Below are 16,528 nucleotides of genomic sequence, written 5' to 3'. Positions count from 1 at the left end.
CGGGCAGGAGGTTCAGGAGGCGGCGGCGCTGCGCAGATCCTTCTTGGAGACCTTGCCGATCCCGGTCGAGGGGAACGCGGAGACGAACTCGACCCGGTCGGGCACCTTGTAGGCGGCCAGGCCCCGTTCGCGGACGAACTTCTTGATGGCGAGAGGCTTCAGCGGCCCGGCGTCGGCGCGCAGGATCACATAGGCGCAGGTGCGCTCGCCGAGGTAGTCGTCGGGCACGGCGACGACGGAGACGTCGTGCACGGCGGGGTGGGCGAGGACGACGTTCTCGACCTCCTCGGCGGCGATCTTCTCGCCGCCGCGGTTGATCTGGTCCTTGGCCCGGCCTTCGACGACCAGATGACCGCTGTCGGTCATCCGCACCATGTCACCGGTCCGGTAGAAGCCGTCCTCGGTGAAGGAGCGCTTGTTGTGCTCGGGCGCCCGCCAGTAGCCGCGGATCGTGTACGGGCCGCGGGTCAGCAGATGCCCGGTCTCCCCCGGCTCTACCTCGTGGTCTTCGTCGTCGACGATCCGTATCTCGTCGTCGGGTGAGATCGGCCGGCCCTGGGTGGTGACGATCGTCTCGTACGGGTCTTCCAGGCGTGTGTAGTTCACGAGGCCTTCGGCCATGCCGAAGACCTGCTGCAGGGTGCAGCCGATGGCGGGGCCGACCCGTCGCGCGGCCTGTTCGCTGAACTTGGCGCCGCCGACGAGCAGCACGTCGAGGCTGCTCAGGTCGTGCCGGGAGTCGGGGGCCGCTTCGGTCCATACGAGGGCGAGCGGCGGTACGAGCCCGGTGATCGTCACCCGTTCGCTCGCGATGAGCGGGAACGCGGTGTCCGGATCGGGCGCCGGGCACAGCACGACCCGCCCGCCCGCGTACAGCACACCGAGCGAACCGGGAGAGCTGAGCGGGAAGTTGTGCGCGGCGGGCAGCACGACGAGATAGACCGAGTCCTCGGTCACCCCGCAGAGGTCGTTGGAGCCCCAGAGCGAGTAGAGGTAGTCGTCGTGCGTGCGCGGGATCAGCTTGGGCACGCCCGTGCTGCCGCCGGACAGCTGCAGGAAGGCCAGGTCGGAAGGCTCGGGCTGCTCGTACGGGTAGGCATGGGGCTCGGTGGGGACGTCTCGAAGGGGGGTGTGCGGCCCGGTGTCGGAGCCGGCCACGAACACCTCGCGCAGCGTGGGGACTTCGGCCCGTACGCGGCTCGCGAGCGCCGGGAAGTCGAAGCCGCCGAGCCGCGCGTCGGAAACGACGTAGGCGACGGCCTCGGTGAACTCGCAGAAATAGCGGATCTCGGTGTGCCGGTGCGCCGGCAGGGCGAAGACCGGCAGGGCACCGATCCGGAAGAGCGCGAAGACGACCTCGAAGAACTCGGCGATATTCGGCAGTTGGACCACCACACGGTCGCCCTTGCCGATGCCGTACGAGGCGAATCCGGCGGCCATCCTGCGGGCGCGCTCGTCCAGCTCGCGGTAGGTCCAGCGGATCCCGCGCGCGGGATCGGCGATCGCGATCCGCTCGGCGTGGGTCGCGGCGCGCTCGGCGAGCATCGAGCCGAAGGTCTCTCCGCGCCAGTACCCGGCGGCGCGGTACCGCTCGGCGAAGTCCTGCGGCCACAGCGGTGCGTCGGGGTGCTTCATCGGTCGACCCCCACGGCGTCCAGGAAGGTGCGGAACTTCGCGCCGGTCTCGGCGGTCTCGGCGGCGGGCGAGGAGTCGGCGACGACTCCGGCGCCCGCGTAAAGGCGCAGCGTCTCCCGCTCGGCCTCGGCGCAGCGGATGGTGACCACCCACTCGCCGTCGCCGCCCTCGTCGCCCCAGCCGACCATGCCGGTGTACAGGCCGCGGTCGAAGGGTTCCAGCTCGCGTATGACCTCGCGCGCGGTGGCGGTCGGGGTGCCGCCGACGGCGGGGGTCGGGTGCATCGCGTACGCCAACTCCAGTGCGGAGACGGCCGGTTCGCGCAGCGTGCCGGTCACCGTGGTGGACAGGTGCCACATGGTGGCGGTGCGCACCAGGGTCGGGCGGTCGGGTACGTCGAGGACGCTGCAGTACGGCGAGAGCGCGGCGCGCACCGCGTCGATGACCACGGCGTGCTCGTGCAGATCCTTGGCGGACTCCAGGAGGGCGGCGGCCCGGCGGACGTCCTCGGCGAGGTCGGCGCTGCGCGGCGTGGAGCCGGCGAGGGGGTTGGCCGTCAGGGTTGTGCCGCGACGCGAGACGAGGAGTTCGGGGCTGGCGCCGAGGAGGGTGCGGCCGGGCCCCGAGGGGACGGCGAAGGTGTAGCCGGCGGGGTCGCGGCGGGCCAGGCGCTGGAGCATCGCGGGGATGTCGAGGGCCTGTCCGGTGCGCAGTTCGAGGGTGCGGGCGAGCACGACCTTGGCGAACTCGCCGGCCTTCATCCGTCTGACGGCTTCGGCGACGGAGGCCGCGTACTGCTCGGGCGCGGGCACCTGCCGCAGCTCCCAGTCGGCCGTGTGCGGGGCGGGCGCGGGCAGCGCGATCAGCGGGTCCTCGCGCAACGGCGGCGCCCAGTGGGCGACTTCGGGCACGGCGAGCCGCGCGGGCGCGGCGGGGTCGAAGGGCACGGCGCCGACGACCAGCGGCGCCCGGTTGCCCGCGCGATGCTGCGCGGCGAGCGTCTCGGCGACCCGCAGCGGCAACGGCCTTTCGTCGTGCGGCACTTCGGCAAGAGTGCCGTGCGCGAGCAGGGTGCGCGTGGGCGAGGCGAAGAACCGGGCGTCGCCGGGCGCGTAGGCGTCGAGCAGCCCGGTGGCGGCGCCGACGATACTCTCGGCGCCCTCGGGGGTGGCCGGCGCCTCGTGTGCCGTGGTCACCAGTTACTCCTAGGTGTTCGGTGTGTGGGGGGAAGCTCCGCGCAGGGCCGGGTGGGGCCGGGAGCAGCGGGCCGCGGACAGGTGGTCCGAGACCGCGGGAATCACGGGAAGCGCAGGACGGATCAGGCGCGCAGGGTCGCGCCGCCGTCCACGTACAGGTCGTGCATGGTGATGTGGCGCGCCCGGTCGGAGACGAGGAAGGCGACGGCCTCGGCGACATCGACGGGCTCGGCGATCCGGCCGAGCGGAATCCCCACGCGGTACGCCTTGGCGTCGCCGTCGATCACGCGCCGCCGCGCGGACTCCGCGTCGCCGTCCCAGAGTTGGCGCTGCATCGCGGTGTCCGTCGAGCCGGGCGAGACCACATTGCAGCGCACCTGGTCACGGGCGAGTTCGAGCCCGAGGCACTTGGTGAACATGGTCGCGGCGGCCTTGGACGCGGCGTACGCGGCCATTCCGGCGCGCGGCACTCCGGCCGCGTTGGAGCCGACGGTGACAATGCAGCCGGAGCGGCGCTCGCGCATCCGCCGGGCCGCGGCCCGCGAGACGGCGAAGACGCCGGTGGTGTTCACGGCGAAGGTCTCGGCCCAGTCGGCGTCGCCGAGTTCGACCACGGGTGCGGGGCGCAGGATGCCGGCGACGTTGACCAGGATGCCGAGCGGTCCGACCGTGCGCTCCACTTCGTCGACGAGGGCGTCGACCGCGGCGGCGTCGGTGATGTCGGCGGGGCGGGCGAGGACGGCGGGCTCGCCGCCGTCTGCGCGGTAGGCGTCCTCAAGTGCCTTGACCGCGGCTGCGTTCCGGTCGACGGCGACGACGCGGGCACCCCGCGCGGCCAGGGTACGGGCGACGGCTTCGCCTATGCCCTGCCCGGCACCGGTGACGAGCGCGATCCGCCCGTCGAGTTCTGGCTGCTGCACGAGAGTCCCCCTGGACCACCTGGACCGATCGATTTAGGTAAGGCTAACCTAACACAGCGATCTTGGAGGGCGGCGGGGGGTTGGCCGGAGTCATTAGGTTAGCCTTACCTTATGTCTCTACTGCAAGGGGAACGCGCCGAGTTGGCCGATCCGGAACCCTCCCCGCCGGCCCGACCTCCGCTCCACGCGCGCGTACCCCTGACGTCCGCAGTACTCCTCACCGTCGTCGGCGCGCTCGCCGCCGCCTCCCTGTGCATCGGCGCCGGCGAGGTCGGAGCGGCGGGTGTCCTCGACTATCTGGGCGGCAGCGACAGCGCCCGGCTGCACCTGGTGGTCGGCGAACTCCGCCTGCCCCGCACCACCACCGCCCTGCTCGTGGGCGCCGCGCTCGGCATCGCGGGCTGTCTGCTCCAGGCCGTGACCCGCAACCCGCTGGCCGAAACCGGACTGCTCGGCGTGAACGCCGGAGCGTCCCTCGGCGTGGTCGCGGGCATCGCCTTCCTGCGGGTGGAGACCGGTTTCGGCCATCTGGTCTGGGCGTTCGCGGGCGCCGTCCTCGCCAGCGGGCTCGTCCTGCTGATATCGAGCGGATCGGGCGGCAGTTCACCTCTGAGGCTGGTCCTCGCCGGGTCCGCGCTCGGCGCCACCTTCGGCGGCATCACCAGCCTGATCATCGTCAACTCGGCTCAGGCCTACGACGGTTTCCGGCAGTGGGTGCTCGGCTCGCTCGCGGGCATCGAGGGCTTCGGCGAACTGCGCCTGCTCGCCCCGGTGCTCGCCCTCGGTTTCGTGGTCGCCCTCTGTGTGATGCGTCCGCTTTCGGCCCTCGCGCTCGGTGACGATCTGGCGCGCGGTCTCGGCCACCGCCCCGGTGTCGTACGGGTGGTCGTGGCGCTCTCCGTGACCCTGCTCACCGCGTCCGCGGTGGCGCTGGTCGGGCCGATCTCGTTCCTGGGCCTGCTCGCAGGGTTCGTGGCCCGCGCGCTCGCCGGGCCGCGGCTGTTCGCACAGATCGGCCTCGCGGGACTGATCGGCGCCGGGGTGCTCACGGGCGCCGACGTCCTCGCACGCGTGGTGTCGAAGCCGTACGAGGCGCCGGTCGCGGTGATCGTCGCGCTGATCGGTGCGCCCGTCCTGATCGGGATCGTGCGCTCCAGGCGGCTCGGTGCCCTGGGAATGACGGACTCGGACGCGCCGTCGGCCACCGGACGCAAGCACGTACCCGCCGACCGTCAACTGGTGCTGCGGCGTGGCCCGTTCTCGCTGCTCGTCGCCCACAGGCCCGCGCTCGCCGCGGTGGCGCTGGCCGCCCTTCTCGTCACGGCCGTGGTGTTCGCCGCGTACGCCGGGCAGAGCGATCTCGACATACCGCGGACGTTCCGGGCGATCTTCGGTCTCGGCGATCACTTCGACGTACTGCTCGTGCAGCAGTTCCGCCTCGGCCGGATCGTCGCCGCACTCACCGCGGGCGCCGCGCTCGGTCTGGCCGGCTGTCTGACGCAGACCCTGGCCCGCAACCGTCTGGCCACGCCCGAGCTGCTCGGCGTCAACGACGGGGCGACGGCGGCCATCCTGGTGTCCGTCACGCTCTCCGGCACGTTCGGCGCCTGGTGGGCGGGGCCGCTCGGCGCGCTGGTCGCGGTCCTCGTCGTGACCCTTGTCGCGGGCGGGCTCGGGCAGCGCGGCTACCGCGTGCTCGTCGTCGGGCTCGCGATGTCGGCCCTCGCCTCGGCCGCCACCCAGGTGGTGCTCGCCCGGCGTTCGCTCAGTTCGGCGAGCTCGCTGTACACCTGGGCCTCCGGCAGCCTCAACGGGCGTTCGTACGACGTGGCCTGGCCCGTCCTCATCGGGCTGGCGGTGCTCGTCCCGGCCGCCCTGGTCGTGGCCCGCCACCTCAATGTGCTGCGGTTCGACGACGCGACGGCCGCCTCGCTCGGGGTCTCCCCCGCCCGGGTGCGCCTGGTGTGCATGCTGCTCGCCGTCGCCCTCGCCGGGCTCGCCGTCGGCATCTGCGGCCCGGTCGGTTTCGTCGCGCTGGCCTCGCCCGTGATCGCCTCGCGGCTCGCGGGTCCGCTCAAGGTGCCGGTGCTCGGCTCGGTCCTGGTGGGCGCCGCGCTGATCCTGCTCGCGGACACCCTGGGCCGGACCGTGTTCGACGGCGTGGAGGTGCCGGTCGGCGTGGTCACCACCGTGCTCGGCGGACCCTTCCTCCTGTGGGTGCTGCTCGGCCGCTCCTCGGCCGCCCGCCTCTGACCTTCTTTCCTCCCCCCACACAAGGAGCTCGATGTCGTACGAAAGCCCTGCCCTCACCGCTCTGCGCGACGGCGGGCCGCAAGCCGTCCGGGAGTTCTGGAACCGCCTCGAAGCCACGGGTGCGCCCCTGGTCGAGGCCGACGCCGAGGATCCCGCGTACCGCCGGGTGACCTTCGTATGGCGTGACGACCCGGGGACGCCCGCGGACGATGTCGTGGTGCTGCTGCACACCGTCACGGACAAGGACCGGCACGCCGGGGATCTCACCCCGCATCTGATGCGGCGGATCGAGGGCACGGACGTGTGGGCGGGGAGTTATCGGCTGCGGGCGGACCACCGGGCCTCGTATCAGTTCCATGTGGCGCGCGGTCCGCGCGAGGAGACCCTCGGCACCCATCGGGAGGCATGGCTGCGGACCCTCGACGGGGCGGTGCCCGATCCGCTCAACCGGCTTCCGCAGCTCCCGGGTGACGGGCGGCGCCGTCCGTCGTCGGTCCTCGAACTGCCGGATGCCCCCGCCCAGTTGACCGGGGGCGGGGACGATCAGACCTTCGAGACCGAGGCCTTCGGGCGGCGTGTATACGTGCATCTGCCGTCCCGGCCCGGCCCGCACCCCGTGGCCGTGCTGCTCGACGGCGAGGTCTGGGGGCCGCGGCTCCGCTTCGGGCGCGACCTCGACGCCGCGGTGGCCGAGGGACTGCTGCCGCCCATGGTCACGGTCATGGTGGACACCATGGGCCGCGATGCGCGCGTACGGGATCTGAGCTGCAGCGGCCAGTTCGTGGACTGGCTGGCCGATGTGCTGCTGCCGTGGACACGCGCCGAGTTCGGCGCCACGCACGATCCGGCGCGCACCGTGATCGCGGGGCAGAGCGCCGGCGGACTCACCGCCGCGTTCGCGGCGTTCCGGCGGCCGGAGCGCTTCGGCAACGCGCTGTCGCAGTCCGGGTCCTTCTGGTGGCCCGACGACACGGAGTTCGACGCGGACAGCGAGTGGCTGACCCGGCAGTACGCGATCACCGAGCGGCGTGCCGTGCGCTTCTACCTGGAGGTCGGCCTCCAGGAGTGGATGCTGCTCGCGCAGAACCGGCATCTGCGCAATGTGCTCGAGGCGAAGGGGTACGAGGTGACGTACCGGGAGTTCAACGGCGGACACGATTACGCGTGTTGGCGCGGCGGGCTGCTCGACGGGCTGGTGCAGCTCGCCAAGGGATGGTGAAAGGGGCAGGCCCGCTTTCGGGCCCGCCCCCTGTCTCACACCGCTGCCGGGTCTCACACCGCTGCCGGTTCCTCGTCCATGACCGGGGGCGCCGGCGCCTGCCGCGGCAGCCGCAGCGCCCAGATCACGCCGAGGGCGATCAGGGCGGCGGTCACGAGGATCGCCATCCGGTACGGTCCCGCCTCCGCGTCCCCGTGACCGGATGCCCCCAGCGCCGAGACGACCGCGGCCGTGGCCGCGATGCCGAGCGCTCCGCCCAGGGTGCGCACGATCGTGAACAGGCCCATCGCCTGGCCCATTCGAGGCGGGGCGACCTCGGCGAAACCGGCGATCTGGAGGGTCAGGACGGCGGTGCCCAGCACCAGACCGACCGCGAACATGAGGATCCGTACACCCCAGTCGCTCTCCGCGACGGCCGGCAGCGCGAGCGCCGCGAACACCGCCGCGGCCACGACGAGGGCGGGCACCGCGAGACGGCGGGGGCCGAGCCGCGGCAGCAGCCGGTCGACGACCTGGGAAGCCCCCATCAGACCGAGCGCTTCGGGGAAGACGCTGAGTCCCGCGTCGAGCGCAGAGGCGCCGAGGACCGCCTGATAGAGGAGTGGGAACACGAAGAGCACACCCATCAGGCCCGCCGAGGTCACCAGCGCGAGGACGGTCGCGGAGGCGTAGACCCGGTCCTGCAAGAGCTTCAGGTCCAACAGGGGTGTGGTTGCTTTGAGTTGATGAACCACCGCCGCCCCGGCCAGAACTGGGCCCGCGACCGCGCTCAGGGCGATGGAAGGGCTGGTCCAGCCGTGCGACGGGCCGAAGCCGAGCGCGTACGTGAGGAAGCCGAGCGCCGGTGTCGCGAGCAGGAAGCCCGTCGTGTCGAAGCCGCCCTCGGTGCCTTCCACGTGTTCGCGGATGCCGACCAGGCCGATCAGTACGGCGGCGGCGCCGATCGGCACGTTCACGAAGAACAGCCAGTGCCAGGACAGATGCTCGGTGAGGAAGCCGCCGAGCGGCGGGCCGAGCGCCGGCATCAGAGCCGTCGGCACGATCAGGACCTTGGCCAGCTTCACGCGGGCATGCGGCGGAAACGTACGGAAGAGCAGGGTCATGCCGACGGGCGTCAGGAGTCCGCCGGCCAGGCCCTGCAGGACGCGGGAGAGCACCAGGGCGGTCAGGGACTGCGAGAGCCCGCAGGCAGCCGAGGCGAGCGTGAACACGGCGAGCGCGCCGAGGAACACCCGCTTGGTGCCGAACCGGTCGCCGAGCCATCCGGCCACCGGCAGGGCGACCGCGAGGCTCACCAGGAAGGCCACCTCGACCGTGTTCGCGGCCGAGACGGGCTGGTCGAAGTCGCGGGCGATGGTGAGCAGGGCCGGATTGACGATCGTCGAGTCCAGGCCGTTCATGCACATGGCCGCGGTGTAGACGATCACGACGGCGGCGCGGGACGGGGAGACCGGGATCTTCGGCAGGTCCGGCGAGGACGTGGGCATCTTCGGCAGGTCCCCGGTCATCGCGCCGTGGTCGGCGTCAGATCCGTCCAGTGCACGGTGATCCAGTCGAGCGCCTGCTGCCGCTCGCACGGGCCGTGGGCGGCCGTCCAGCCCTCGGGTACGGCGGCGAAGGAGGGCCAGAGGCTGTGCTGGTCCTGGTCGTTGACCAGGACGAGGAACTCCCCGTCGCCGTCGAAGGGGTTGGCGGGGGCGTCGCTCATCGGTTCTCCAGGGTGTCGATACGGTCCGCCACGACCCGCGCTATGTGCGCGATGGGCTCGGGCAGGGTCATGTCCTTGTGCGAACAGGCCACGTTCGTGTTGTCGATGCGGCCCGTGACGTACGGGGTCCAGGTCTCGGGCGTGAGGGTGTCGTCGATGGTGTCGACGGTGGCCCGGAAGAAGAGGACGTCGCCGTCGAAGACCCGGTGGTCGAAGCCGCGTACCAGGTGATTGGTGTTGAGGTAGAGGGCGTTCAGCGCCTCGATCGTGCGGTCGTCGAGGCTGGCGAGGGGCGAGCCCTCGCGGCGCAGCACCTCGGTGACGGCGGCCAGTTCGAGGGGCTGTCCGTCGAGGCTCTCGGGTCCGTATCCGCCCATGGTGAGCAGCGCTTCGAGCGCCTCGGCCCGGTCGGGTACGGGGAGCTCACGGAAGCCCTCGGCCGGGTAGGCGTCGAGGATCGCGAGGATCTCCACCTGTTCGCCGAGGTCCTGGAGGCGGGTGGCCATGGCGTGGGCGATGATGCCGCCGGTCGACCAGCCGAGCAGGCGGTACGGGCCTTCGGGGCGCACCTCGCGCAGCCGGTCCACGTAGTGCGCGGCGAGTTCTTCCAGGGTCTTCGGCAGAGGCTCGTCCGCCGTGGCGGCGCCCACGCCTTGCGCCTGGAGGCCGTACAGGGGGATGTCGTCGGGGAGATGGCGGATCAGGCCGGCGTAGCACCAGCTGAGGCCGCCGGCCGGGTGGACGCAGAACAGGGGGTTGCCGGGGGCGTCGGGGCGCAGGGGCAGCAGGACGTCGAGCGGGTCGGACTGGTTCTCGGTGTCGAGGACGGTCTCCAGGGCTGCCGGAGTGGGGGCCTGGAAGACCGTGCCGATGGTGACGTCACGGCCGAGCGCCGTCTTGATGCGTCCCGCGAGACGGACGGCGAGGAGGGAATGGCCGCCGAGATCGAAGAAGTTGTCGTCGACGCCGACCCGGGGCAGGCCGAGCACCTCGGCGAACAGTTCGCACAGCTGGGCCTCCCGGGGGCCTCGCGGCGCCCGGCCCTCGGTCACGGCCGCGGAGTGGTCGGGGGCGGGCAGAGCCTTGCGGTCGAGTTTGCCGTTGGCGGTGAGCGGCAGCCGGTCGAGCAGGACAACGGCGGACGGGACCATGTGGACGGGCAGGTCACGGGCGCCGTGCTCGCGCAGGGCGGTGCTCGTGCTGTCACTGCGGTTGTTGCTCACGGCGTACGCGACCAGGCGCTTGTCGCCCGGGGTGTCCTCGCGGACGATCACGGCCACGTCGGCCACGTCGGGGTGGGCGGCCAGGACGGCTTCGATCTCGCCGAGTTCGATACGGAAGCCACGGATCTTGACCTGGTGGTCGGCGCGCCCGAAGTAGTCGAGACGGCCGTCGGTGCGGCGGCGTGCCAGGTCCCCCGAGCGGTACATACGGGTGCCGGGCGGGCCGAAGGGGTCGGCGACGAACCGTTCCGCCGTCAGGGCGTGCCGGCCCAGGTAGCCGCGCGCGAGGCCTTCGCCGGCCACGTACATCTCGCCGGTGACTCCGGGCGGAACGGGTTGCAGATACTCGTCGAGCACATAGACGCGCAGGTCGGGGATGTTGACGCCGATGGTGCTCGACGCGCTCGCGGCGGCCGTCTCGCGGCCGAGGGGGAAATACGAGACGTGGACGGTGGTCTCGGTGATCCCGTACATGTTGACCAGGACCGGGGCGTCGTCCGCATGCCGTGCGTACCAGTCGTCGAGCCGGCCGAGTTCGAGGGCCTCGCCGCCGAACACCACGTACCGCAGGGCGAGTTCGCTGCCGGGACGTTCCCGGTCGGCGGCGACCAGCTGGTAGAAGGCGGAGGGGGTCTGGTTGAGGACGGTGACCCGTTCGCGGGCGAGCAGGTCCAGGAAGGCCGCCGGGTCGCGGCTGACCAGGTGCGGCACGACCACGACGCGGCCGCCGTGCAGCAGGGCGCCCCACAGCTCCCAGACGGAGAAATCGAAGGCGTACGAGTGGAAGAGGGTCCAGACGTCCTGCTCGTCGAACCCGAACCAGTGGTCGGTGGCGGTGAAGAGGCGCAGCACGTTGTGGTGAGTGACCGGGACACCCTTGGGGCGGCCGGTGGAACCCGAGGTGTAGATGACATACGCGATGTCGGTGGGGCGCAGGGGGCGGGTGCGGTCGGCGTCGGTGAGGTCGTGGTCGGGGTGTTCGTCGTGCGGGGCGTCCACGAGCACGAGCGGGAGGTCGTTGGCGGGGAGTTTGCGGGTGGTGGCCGTGTCCGTGATCAGGGCGGCGGGTGACGCGTCCTGGAGCATGTACGCGAGGCGGTCCGCCGGGTAGTCGGGGTCCATCGGGAGGTACGCGGCACCGGACTTGGCCACGGCGAGCAGGCCCACGACCAGGTCGAGGGAGCGGGGCAGCGCGAGCGCGACGATGGCGCCGGGGCCGATGCCCTGGGCGGCGAGGCCCCGGGCGAGACGGTTGGCGCGGGCGGAGAGCTCGGCGTGGGTGAGGCGCTCGTCGCCGCAGGTGGCCGCGGTGCGGTGGGGGTACTGCGCGGCGGCTTGTTCGTAGCGGGCGGCGAGGGTGGGGCGCGGGGGCTGTGAGGCCGTTGCGTCTGCGGGCTGTGGGAGTGCGGTCTGTGGGAGTGGGGCCTGCTGGAGTGCGGGCTGCGGGAGCACGGTCTGCTGGTTCCAGTCCTCGATCGACTGCCGGTGCTCTTCGGGTGAGAGCAGAGGGAGCAGGCCGATCGGGGTGTCGGGGGCTTCGACGGCCGCGGTGAGAAGGCGCGTCAGGCGGTCGGCGAAGGCCTGGGCGGTGGTGCGGTCGAAGAGATCGGTGCGGAACTCCAGGAAGCCGGCGATCCCGCCCTCGTTCAACTCCCCCGCGTTCAGGGTGAGGTCGAACTTGGCGGTGCCCGAGGGCACGGCGCCCATCCGTGCGGTGAGGTCGCCGAGCGCGAACTCCGCGTCCGGGACGGACTGCCAGGCCAGCATCGTCTGGAACAGCGGGTGGCGGGCCAGCGAGCGCGGCGGGTTGAGGTCTTCGACGAGGCGGTCGAAGGGCAGCTCGGCGTGCTGGTGAGCCGCGAGCACGGTGTCCCGCACGCGGTCGAGGAGCGCCCGGAAGGTCGGGGCTCCGGATGTGTCCGTGCGCAGCACCAGCGTGTTGACGAAGAAGCCGACGAGATCGGCGGTCGCCTCCTCGTCACGGCCGGCGACCGGGGTGCCAATGGGGATGTCCGTGCCGGCGCCGTGCCGGGTGAGCAGGGTGGCCAGTGCCGCCTGGACGATCATGAAGGCGGTGGTGCCGGTGTCGCGGGCGAGCGCCCGCAGCGCGGTGTGGGCAGCCGCGTCGATACGGAACGGGACGGTGTCCCCTTCGTACGAGGCGACGGCGGGGCGAGGCCGGTCGGTGGGGAGTTCGAGCTGGTCGGGCAGGCCGCGCAAGGTCTCGCGCCAGTGGTCGAGCAGCCGGGTGGCGTACGGGGTGGGGGCGTCGGGGGTGCCCAGGAGTCGCTGCTGCCAGGCGGTGTGGTCGGCGTATTCGACCGGCAGCGGCGTGAATTGGGGGGCGCTTCCGGCCGCGCGGGCGGTGTAGGCGGTGGTGAGGTCGCGGGCGAGGGGTGTGGTGGAGGCGCCGTCGGCGGCTATGTGGTGGAGGAGGAGCAGGAGGGTGTGCTGCTCGGCTCCGTCCGTGAAGAGCGTCGCCCGGATGGGGAGTTCGACGGTTTCGGCCGTTTCCGCCGCATCGGCTGCATCGGCTGCCTCCGCGGATTCGGCCTCATCGGCAGTGAGGTCGAAGGCGTGGCGGACGGCCGTGCGGAGGCGGTCGGCGGGCGGGGCGGGGTCCGTGAGCGGTTCGGTCGTGAACGGGACTCGGACCGCGGCAGCCGGGATGACCTGCGCGAACGGCTCGTTGTCAGTGGCGCCGTATACGGTCCGCAGTGTTGAGTGACGCTCCGTGAGGTCGGCCAGGGCCGCGCGGAGCGCGGACGGGTCGAGGGGGCCCGTGAGGGTGAGGACGAGCGGGATGTTGTAAGTGGCGCTGGGGCCTTCGAGGCGATGCAGGAACCAGAGGCGCTTTTGCGCCGGGGAGAGCGGGGGGCGGTTGTGGTGGGAAGTGTGGTGGTCGGCGCTGTGCGCCGGTTTGTCGGCAGCGTCCGCAGGTTGGTCCGACGCGTTCCGGACCGGAGCGAGCACAGGCCGGTCTGTGTCGTGCGCTGCGTCGCGGAACAGGTCGGCCAGGCCGCGGGGCGTGGGCGCGCGGAAGACGTCGGCGAGGGTGACGTCGGACCGGAAGGCCTCGCGCAGACGCGCGGCGAGACGGCCGGCGAGCAGCGAGTGCCCGCCGAGTGCGAAGAAGTCGGCGTGCGCGGAGGGAAGTTCGGGCAGCTCCAGGACCTGGGCGAACAGGCCGCGGATCAGTTCCTCCTGCGGCGTGCTCTGCTGCTGCTCCGCGGAGTCCGGCGTCTCCACGGACGGTTCGGGATCCGGCAGAGCCCGCTGGTCGAGCTTGTCGTTGGCGGTGCGCGGCAGGGCGTCGAGGAGGACCAGGGCGCTGGGGACCATGTGCTCGGGGAGATGCTCGGCGAGGTGGGCGCGGAGCGCGGCGGCGTCCGTGCGGGCGCCGCTCGCGGGGACGGCATAGGCGAGCAGCCGCTTCCCGTACGCGGAGTCGCGGGCGATCACCGCGGCCTGGGCGACCGCGGGGTGGGCCGCCAACACGGCCTGGATCTCGCCGAGTTCGATACGGAAGCCGCGGATCTTCACCTGGTCGTCGGCGCGCCCGAGGAATTCGAGGGTGTGGTCGGTCCGGCGCCGCACCAGGTCGCCGGTGCGGTACATCCGCGCGCCGGGCTGCCCGTGCAGGGGGCCGAAGGGGTCGGCGACGAACCGTTCGGCGGTGAGGTCCGGGCGGCCGAGATAGCCGCGGGCGAGGCAGGCTCCGGCGATGTACAGCTCACCCGTGACACCGGCCGGAACCGGACGGAGCGAGGAGTCGAGCACGTAGGCACGGGAGGCGCGGACGGGGTGGCCGATCTCGCGGCCCCGCTCCTGCGTACGGCCGCCGGCTGCCCCCTCGGGCACCGAGTCGCCCGCAGCCTCCCCGGGCACCCAGTAGTACGCGTCGACGGTCGTCTCCGTCGGACCGTACAGATTGATCGGCCGCACACCGGGCGTGGCCGCGAGCCGCTGCCAGAGCGCGGGCGGCACAGTCTCGCCGCCGACCACGATCACGGCGGGGTGGTGCCTGCCCTCGTCCAACAGGCCTTCCGCGATGAGCGCTTCGGCATACGAAGGGGTGACGTCGAGGTAGTCGACGCGGTGCTCCTGGACGTAGGCGTTCAGCGCTCCCGTGTCGCGGTAGGTGGCGTCGTCGAGCACATGCAGCTCATGCCCGTGGACCATCCAGAGCAGCGGATCCCAGGAGGCGTCGAAGGCGAACGAGGCGCTGTGCGCGACGGTGAGCCGGTCGCGGCCGGTGCGGACGAGGGCGGGCGCGATGTGGTCCGTGCCGTGTCCGGCGTGCAGGTTGGCGAGGGAGGCGTGGGTGGCCACGACGCCCTTGGGGCGGCCGGTGGAGCCGGAGGTGTGGATGATGTACGCGTCCTGCCCGGGGTGCGGCGCGGGCGGTGCCGTGGCCGGCCGGTCCGCGATGCGCCGACGGGTCGCCGCCTCGTCCAACAGCAGGGCGGGCAGCGCGTCCCGCACGCTCGCGGGCAGAGCGCGCACGGTCTCCGCGTGGCCGAGCAGGCAGACCGGGCGGGCGTCCTCGATCACGGCGGCGAGGCGCTGTTCGGGGTGTCCCAGGTCGAGGGACTGGCAGACGCCCCCCGCCTTGAGAACGGCGAACAGCGCGAGCACGGTGTCGGTCCCGCGCGGCAGCGCGAGCGCGACGGGGGTGCCGGGTCCGACGCCCGCCGCAAGCAGTTCATGGGCGAGGCGGTTGGCGGAGGTGTCGAGCTCCGCATACGTCAGCGCCGCGTCGACCGAGCGCACCGCCACGGCGTGCGGCGTCCGGTCCGCCTGCTCGGCGAACAGCTCGGGCAGCGTGCGGGCGCACGGCTCCTCCGTGCGTCCGACGGTCGCGGCATGGATCTCGTCGGCGTCCAGCAGGTCGAGGGTGCCGATGGCCCGGTGGGGGTCGTCCAGCAGAAGGGAGGCGAGGGCGTCGAGGTAGCGGAGGAGACCGCGTTCGTGGGCGGCGAGTGAACCGGCGTCGTAGCAGGCCGGGTTGGCGTCGAGGCCGAGCCGCAGGCCGCCCGCGCGGCCGGGCGAGACCGTGACGGCCAGATCGTCCACGGGACCTGCGGCGAGGTTGTGCACCACCCCGGGCAGTCCGGCGAAGTCGAGGGCCTCGTCCTCGAAGGCCTTGATGTTGACCATCGGCCCGAACAGCGGGGCGGGGTCACCGGCGAGGCCGAGGTCGCGGCGGAGCTCCTCGAGGCGGTAGCGCTGGTGGCGGCGTACGGAGCGGACCTCGAGGACGACCCTGCGCAGCAGTTCGGCTCCCGTGTCGCCGGGGCGTACGGCGATCCGCAGCGGCATCACGTTCACGAGCATCGCGGGCGTGCGCAGTGCGGCCGGACCGCGGCGGTTCATCAGCGGCAGGCCGAGCACGATGTCCTCGGCGCCGGAGATGCGGTGGGTGTAGCCGGCGGTGGCGGCGACGACCAGTTCGGCCCAGGTCGCCTTGACCGCGCGCGCCGCCTCGGCGAGCCGGTCCCCTTCGCCCGCCGGAAGGTCGCGCCCGCGCCGCAGGACGTGCCGCGCGGGGGCGGCCGGCTTCCCGGAGAGCGTGACCGCGCGCGGCCGGTCGGCGAAGCGTGCCCGCCAGAACTCCCGGTCCGTGTCGCGCTGTTCACCCTGAAGGTAGGACTGTTCGTCCATGAGCAGCGCATCGAGTGAGCCGAAGGGGTTCGGCTCCGGTGCCTCGTCCTTCACGAACGCGGTGTAGAGAGCGGACACACGAGAGGAGAGCAGAGTGAGCGCATAGGCGTCGACGGCTATGTGGTGCACCCGCTGGTACCACCAGTGCGTCTCGTCGTCGATCCGCAGCAGGGCCTGGGTCATCAGCGGTCCGGCCGCCGGGTCGACGGGACGTTCCAGGTCCGCCCGCATCCACGCCTCGGCGGCCTCCCGCGGGCTGGACTCGTCGCGCAGATCGAGGGACTGCAGTGCCCAGTCGGGTGCGCGCCGTACCCGCTGCAGCGGTCCGTCGGCGCCTTCGTGGAAGGCGAGGTTGAGGGTTTCGGCCTCGTCCACGGCCTGGCGCAGGGCCTGTTCGAAGAGCTGCCCGTCGAGCTGGCCCATGATCTCCACGCGGTCGCCGGTGTTGTGGACCGGGTTCGCGGGGTCGAGCCGTTGTGCGTGCCAGATACCGGACTGGGCCGCCAACAACGGGTTCCACGCTGCCGCGAGGTCTTCGGTCTCTGGGTGACGCATGGGATGACTCCCCCGGGGTGTACGGCTGGTCGGCTGGTGCGCACAGTCAGGCGCGGGGCGATGCGATGCCCCAAATGCGGTGCCACCGACCCGAATCGGGTACGGCGGGCCGCCGGTATGCCCCGAGCCGGGGCGAAGAACTTAGGTAAGCCTAA

General features: G+C 72.3%; 8 protein-coding genes. 2 read left to right on the top strand and 6 right to left on the bottom strand.

Going from position 1 to position 16,528, the window contains the following annotated elements; genetic code table 11:
• Window positions 1-12 precede the first annotated feature (12 nt).
• The 3 genes from H9Y04_RS12785 to H9Y04_RS12775 all read right to left on the bottom strand — a co-directional run bounded on the left by H9Y04_RS12785 (window position 13) and on the right by H9Y04_RS12775 (window position 3,751).
• Complete coding sequence (locus tag H9Y04_RS12785) at window positions 13-1,635, bottom strand: (2,3-dihydroxybenzoyl)adenylate synthase (RefSeq protein WP_187813935.1); 1,623 nt, start codon at window positions 1,633-1,635, stop codon at window positions 13-15.
• The gene (dhbC, locus tag H9Y04_RS12780) at window positions 1,632-2,831 is read right to left on the bottom strand and encodes an isochorismate synthase DhbC (protein ID WP_187813934.1); all 1,200 of its coding nucleotides are present in this window, start codon (window positions 2,829-2,831) and stop codon (window positions 1,632-1,634) included. The genes H9Y04_RS12785 and dhbC overlap by 4 nt, the downstream gene beginning before the upstream one ends.
• A gap of 122 nt (window positions 2,832-2,953) precedes the next feature.
• Window positions 2,954-3,751: a 2,3-dihydro-2,3-dihydroxybenzoate dehydrogenase gene (locus tag H9Y04_RS12775; RefSeq protein WP_187813933.1), complete on the bottom strand. Its 798-nt coding sequence runs from the start codon at window positions 3,749-3,751 to the stop codon at window positions 2,954-2,956.
• Between the two features lie 111 nt (window positions 3,752-3,862).
• Between H9Y04_RS12775 and fhuB the strand changes: the two genes are divergently transcribed.
• Both fhuB and fes read left to right on the top strand, forming a co-directional pair.
• The gene (gene fhuB / locus H9Y04_RS12770) at window positions 3,863-6,004 is read left to right on the top strand and encodes a Fe(3+)-hydroxamate ABC transporter permease FhuB (RefSeq protein WP_187813932.1); all 2,142 of its coding nucleotides are present in this window, start codon (window positions 3,863-3,865) and stop codon (window positions 6,002-6,004) included.
• Window positions 6,005-6,035: 31 nt separating this feature from the next.
• A complete protein-coding gene (gene fes / locus H9Y04_RS12765) occupies window positions 6,036-7,223 on the top strand; it encodes an enterochelin esterase (protein WP_187813931.1) in 1,188 nt (395 codons plus the stop codon).
• 53 nt (window positions 7,224-7,276) lie between these two features.
• Here fes and H9Y04_RS12760 read toward each other — a convergent pair whose 3' ends face one another.
• Genes H9Y04_RS12760 through H9Y04_RS12750 form a run of 3 tightly spaced genes read right to left on the bottom strand, consistent with a single transcriptional unit; the run spans window position 7,277 to window position 16,373 of the window.
• Window positions 7,277-8,710 carry a DHA2 family efflux MFS transporter permease subunit gene (locus H9Y04_RS12760; RefSeq protein ID WP_187814412.1) on the bottom strand — a complete coding sequence of 478 codons (1,434 nt, stop codon included), beginning with the start codon at window positions 8,708-8,710 and terminating at the stop codon, window positions 7,277-7,279.
• Window positions 8,711-8,727: 17 nt separating this feature from the next.
• Window positions 8,728-8,931, bottom strand: coding sequence for an MbtH family protein (locus tag H9Y04_RS12755; protein WP_187813930.1), 204 nt, complete (start codon window positions 8,929-8,931; stop codon window positions 8,728-8,730).
• On the bottom strand, window positions 8,928-16,373 hold the full coding sequence (locus H9Y04_RS12750) for a non-ribosomal peptide synthetase (protein WP_187813929.1): 7,446 nt from the start codon (window positions 16,371-16,373) through the stop codon (window positions 8,928-8,930). The genes H9Y04_RS12755 and H9Y04_RS12750 overlap by 4 nt, the downstream gene beginning before the upstream one ends.
• Window positions 16,374-16,528: the final 155 nt, after the last annotated feature.

Source organism: Streptomyces polyasparticus (genome assembly GCF_014493765.1).
In the GTDB taxonomy this organism is placed as follows: Bacteria; Actinomycetota; Actinomycetes; order Streptomycetales; family Streptomycetaceae; genus Streptomyces; species Streptomyces polyasparticus.
The sequence above is the reverse complement of the archived record's forward strand: the minus strand, read 5'-3'. Positions and strand labels throughout refer to the sequence as shown.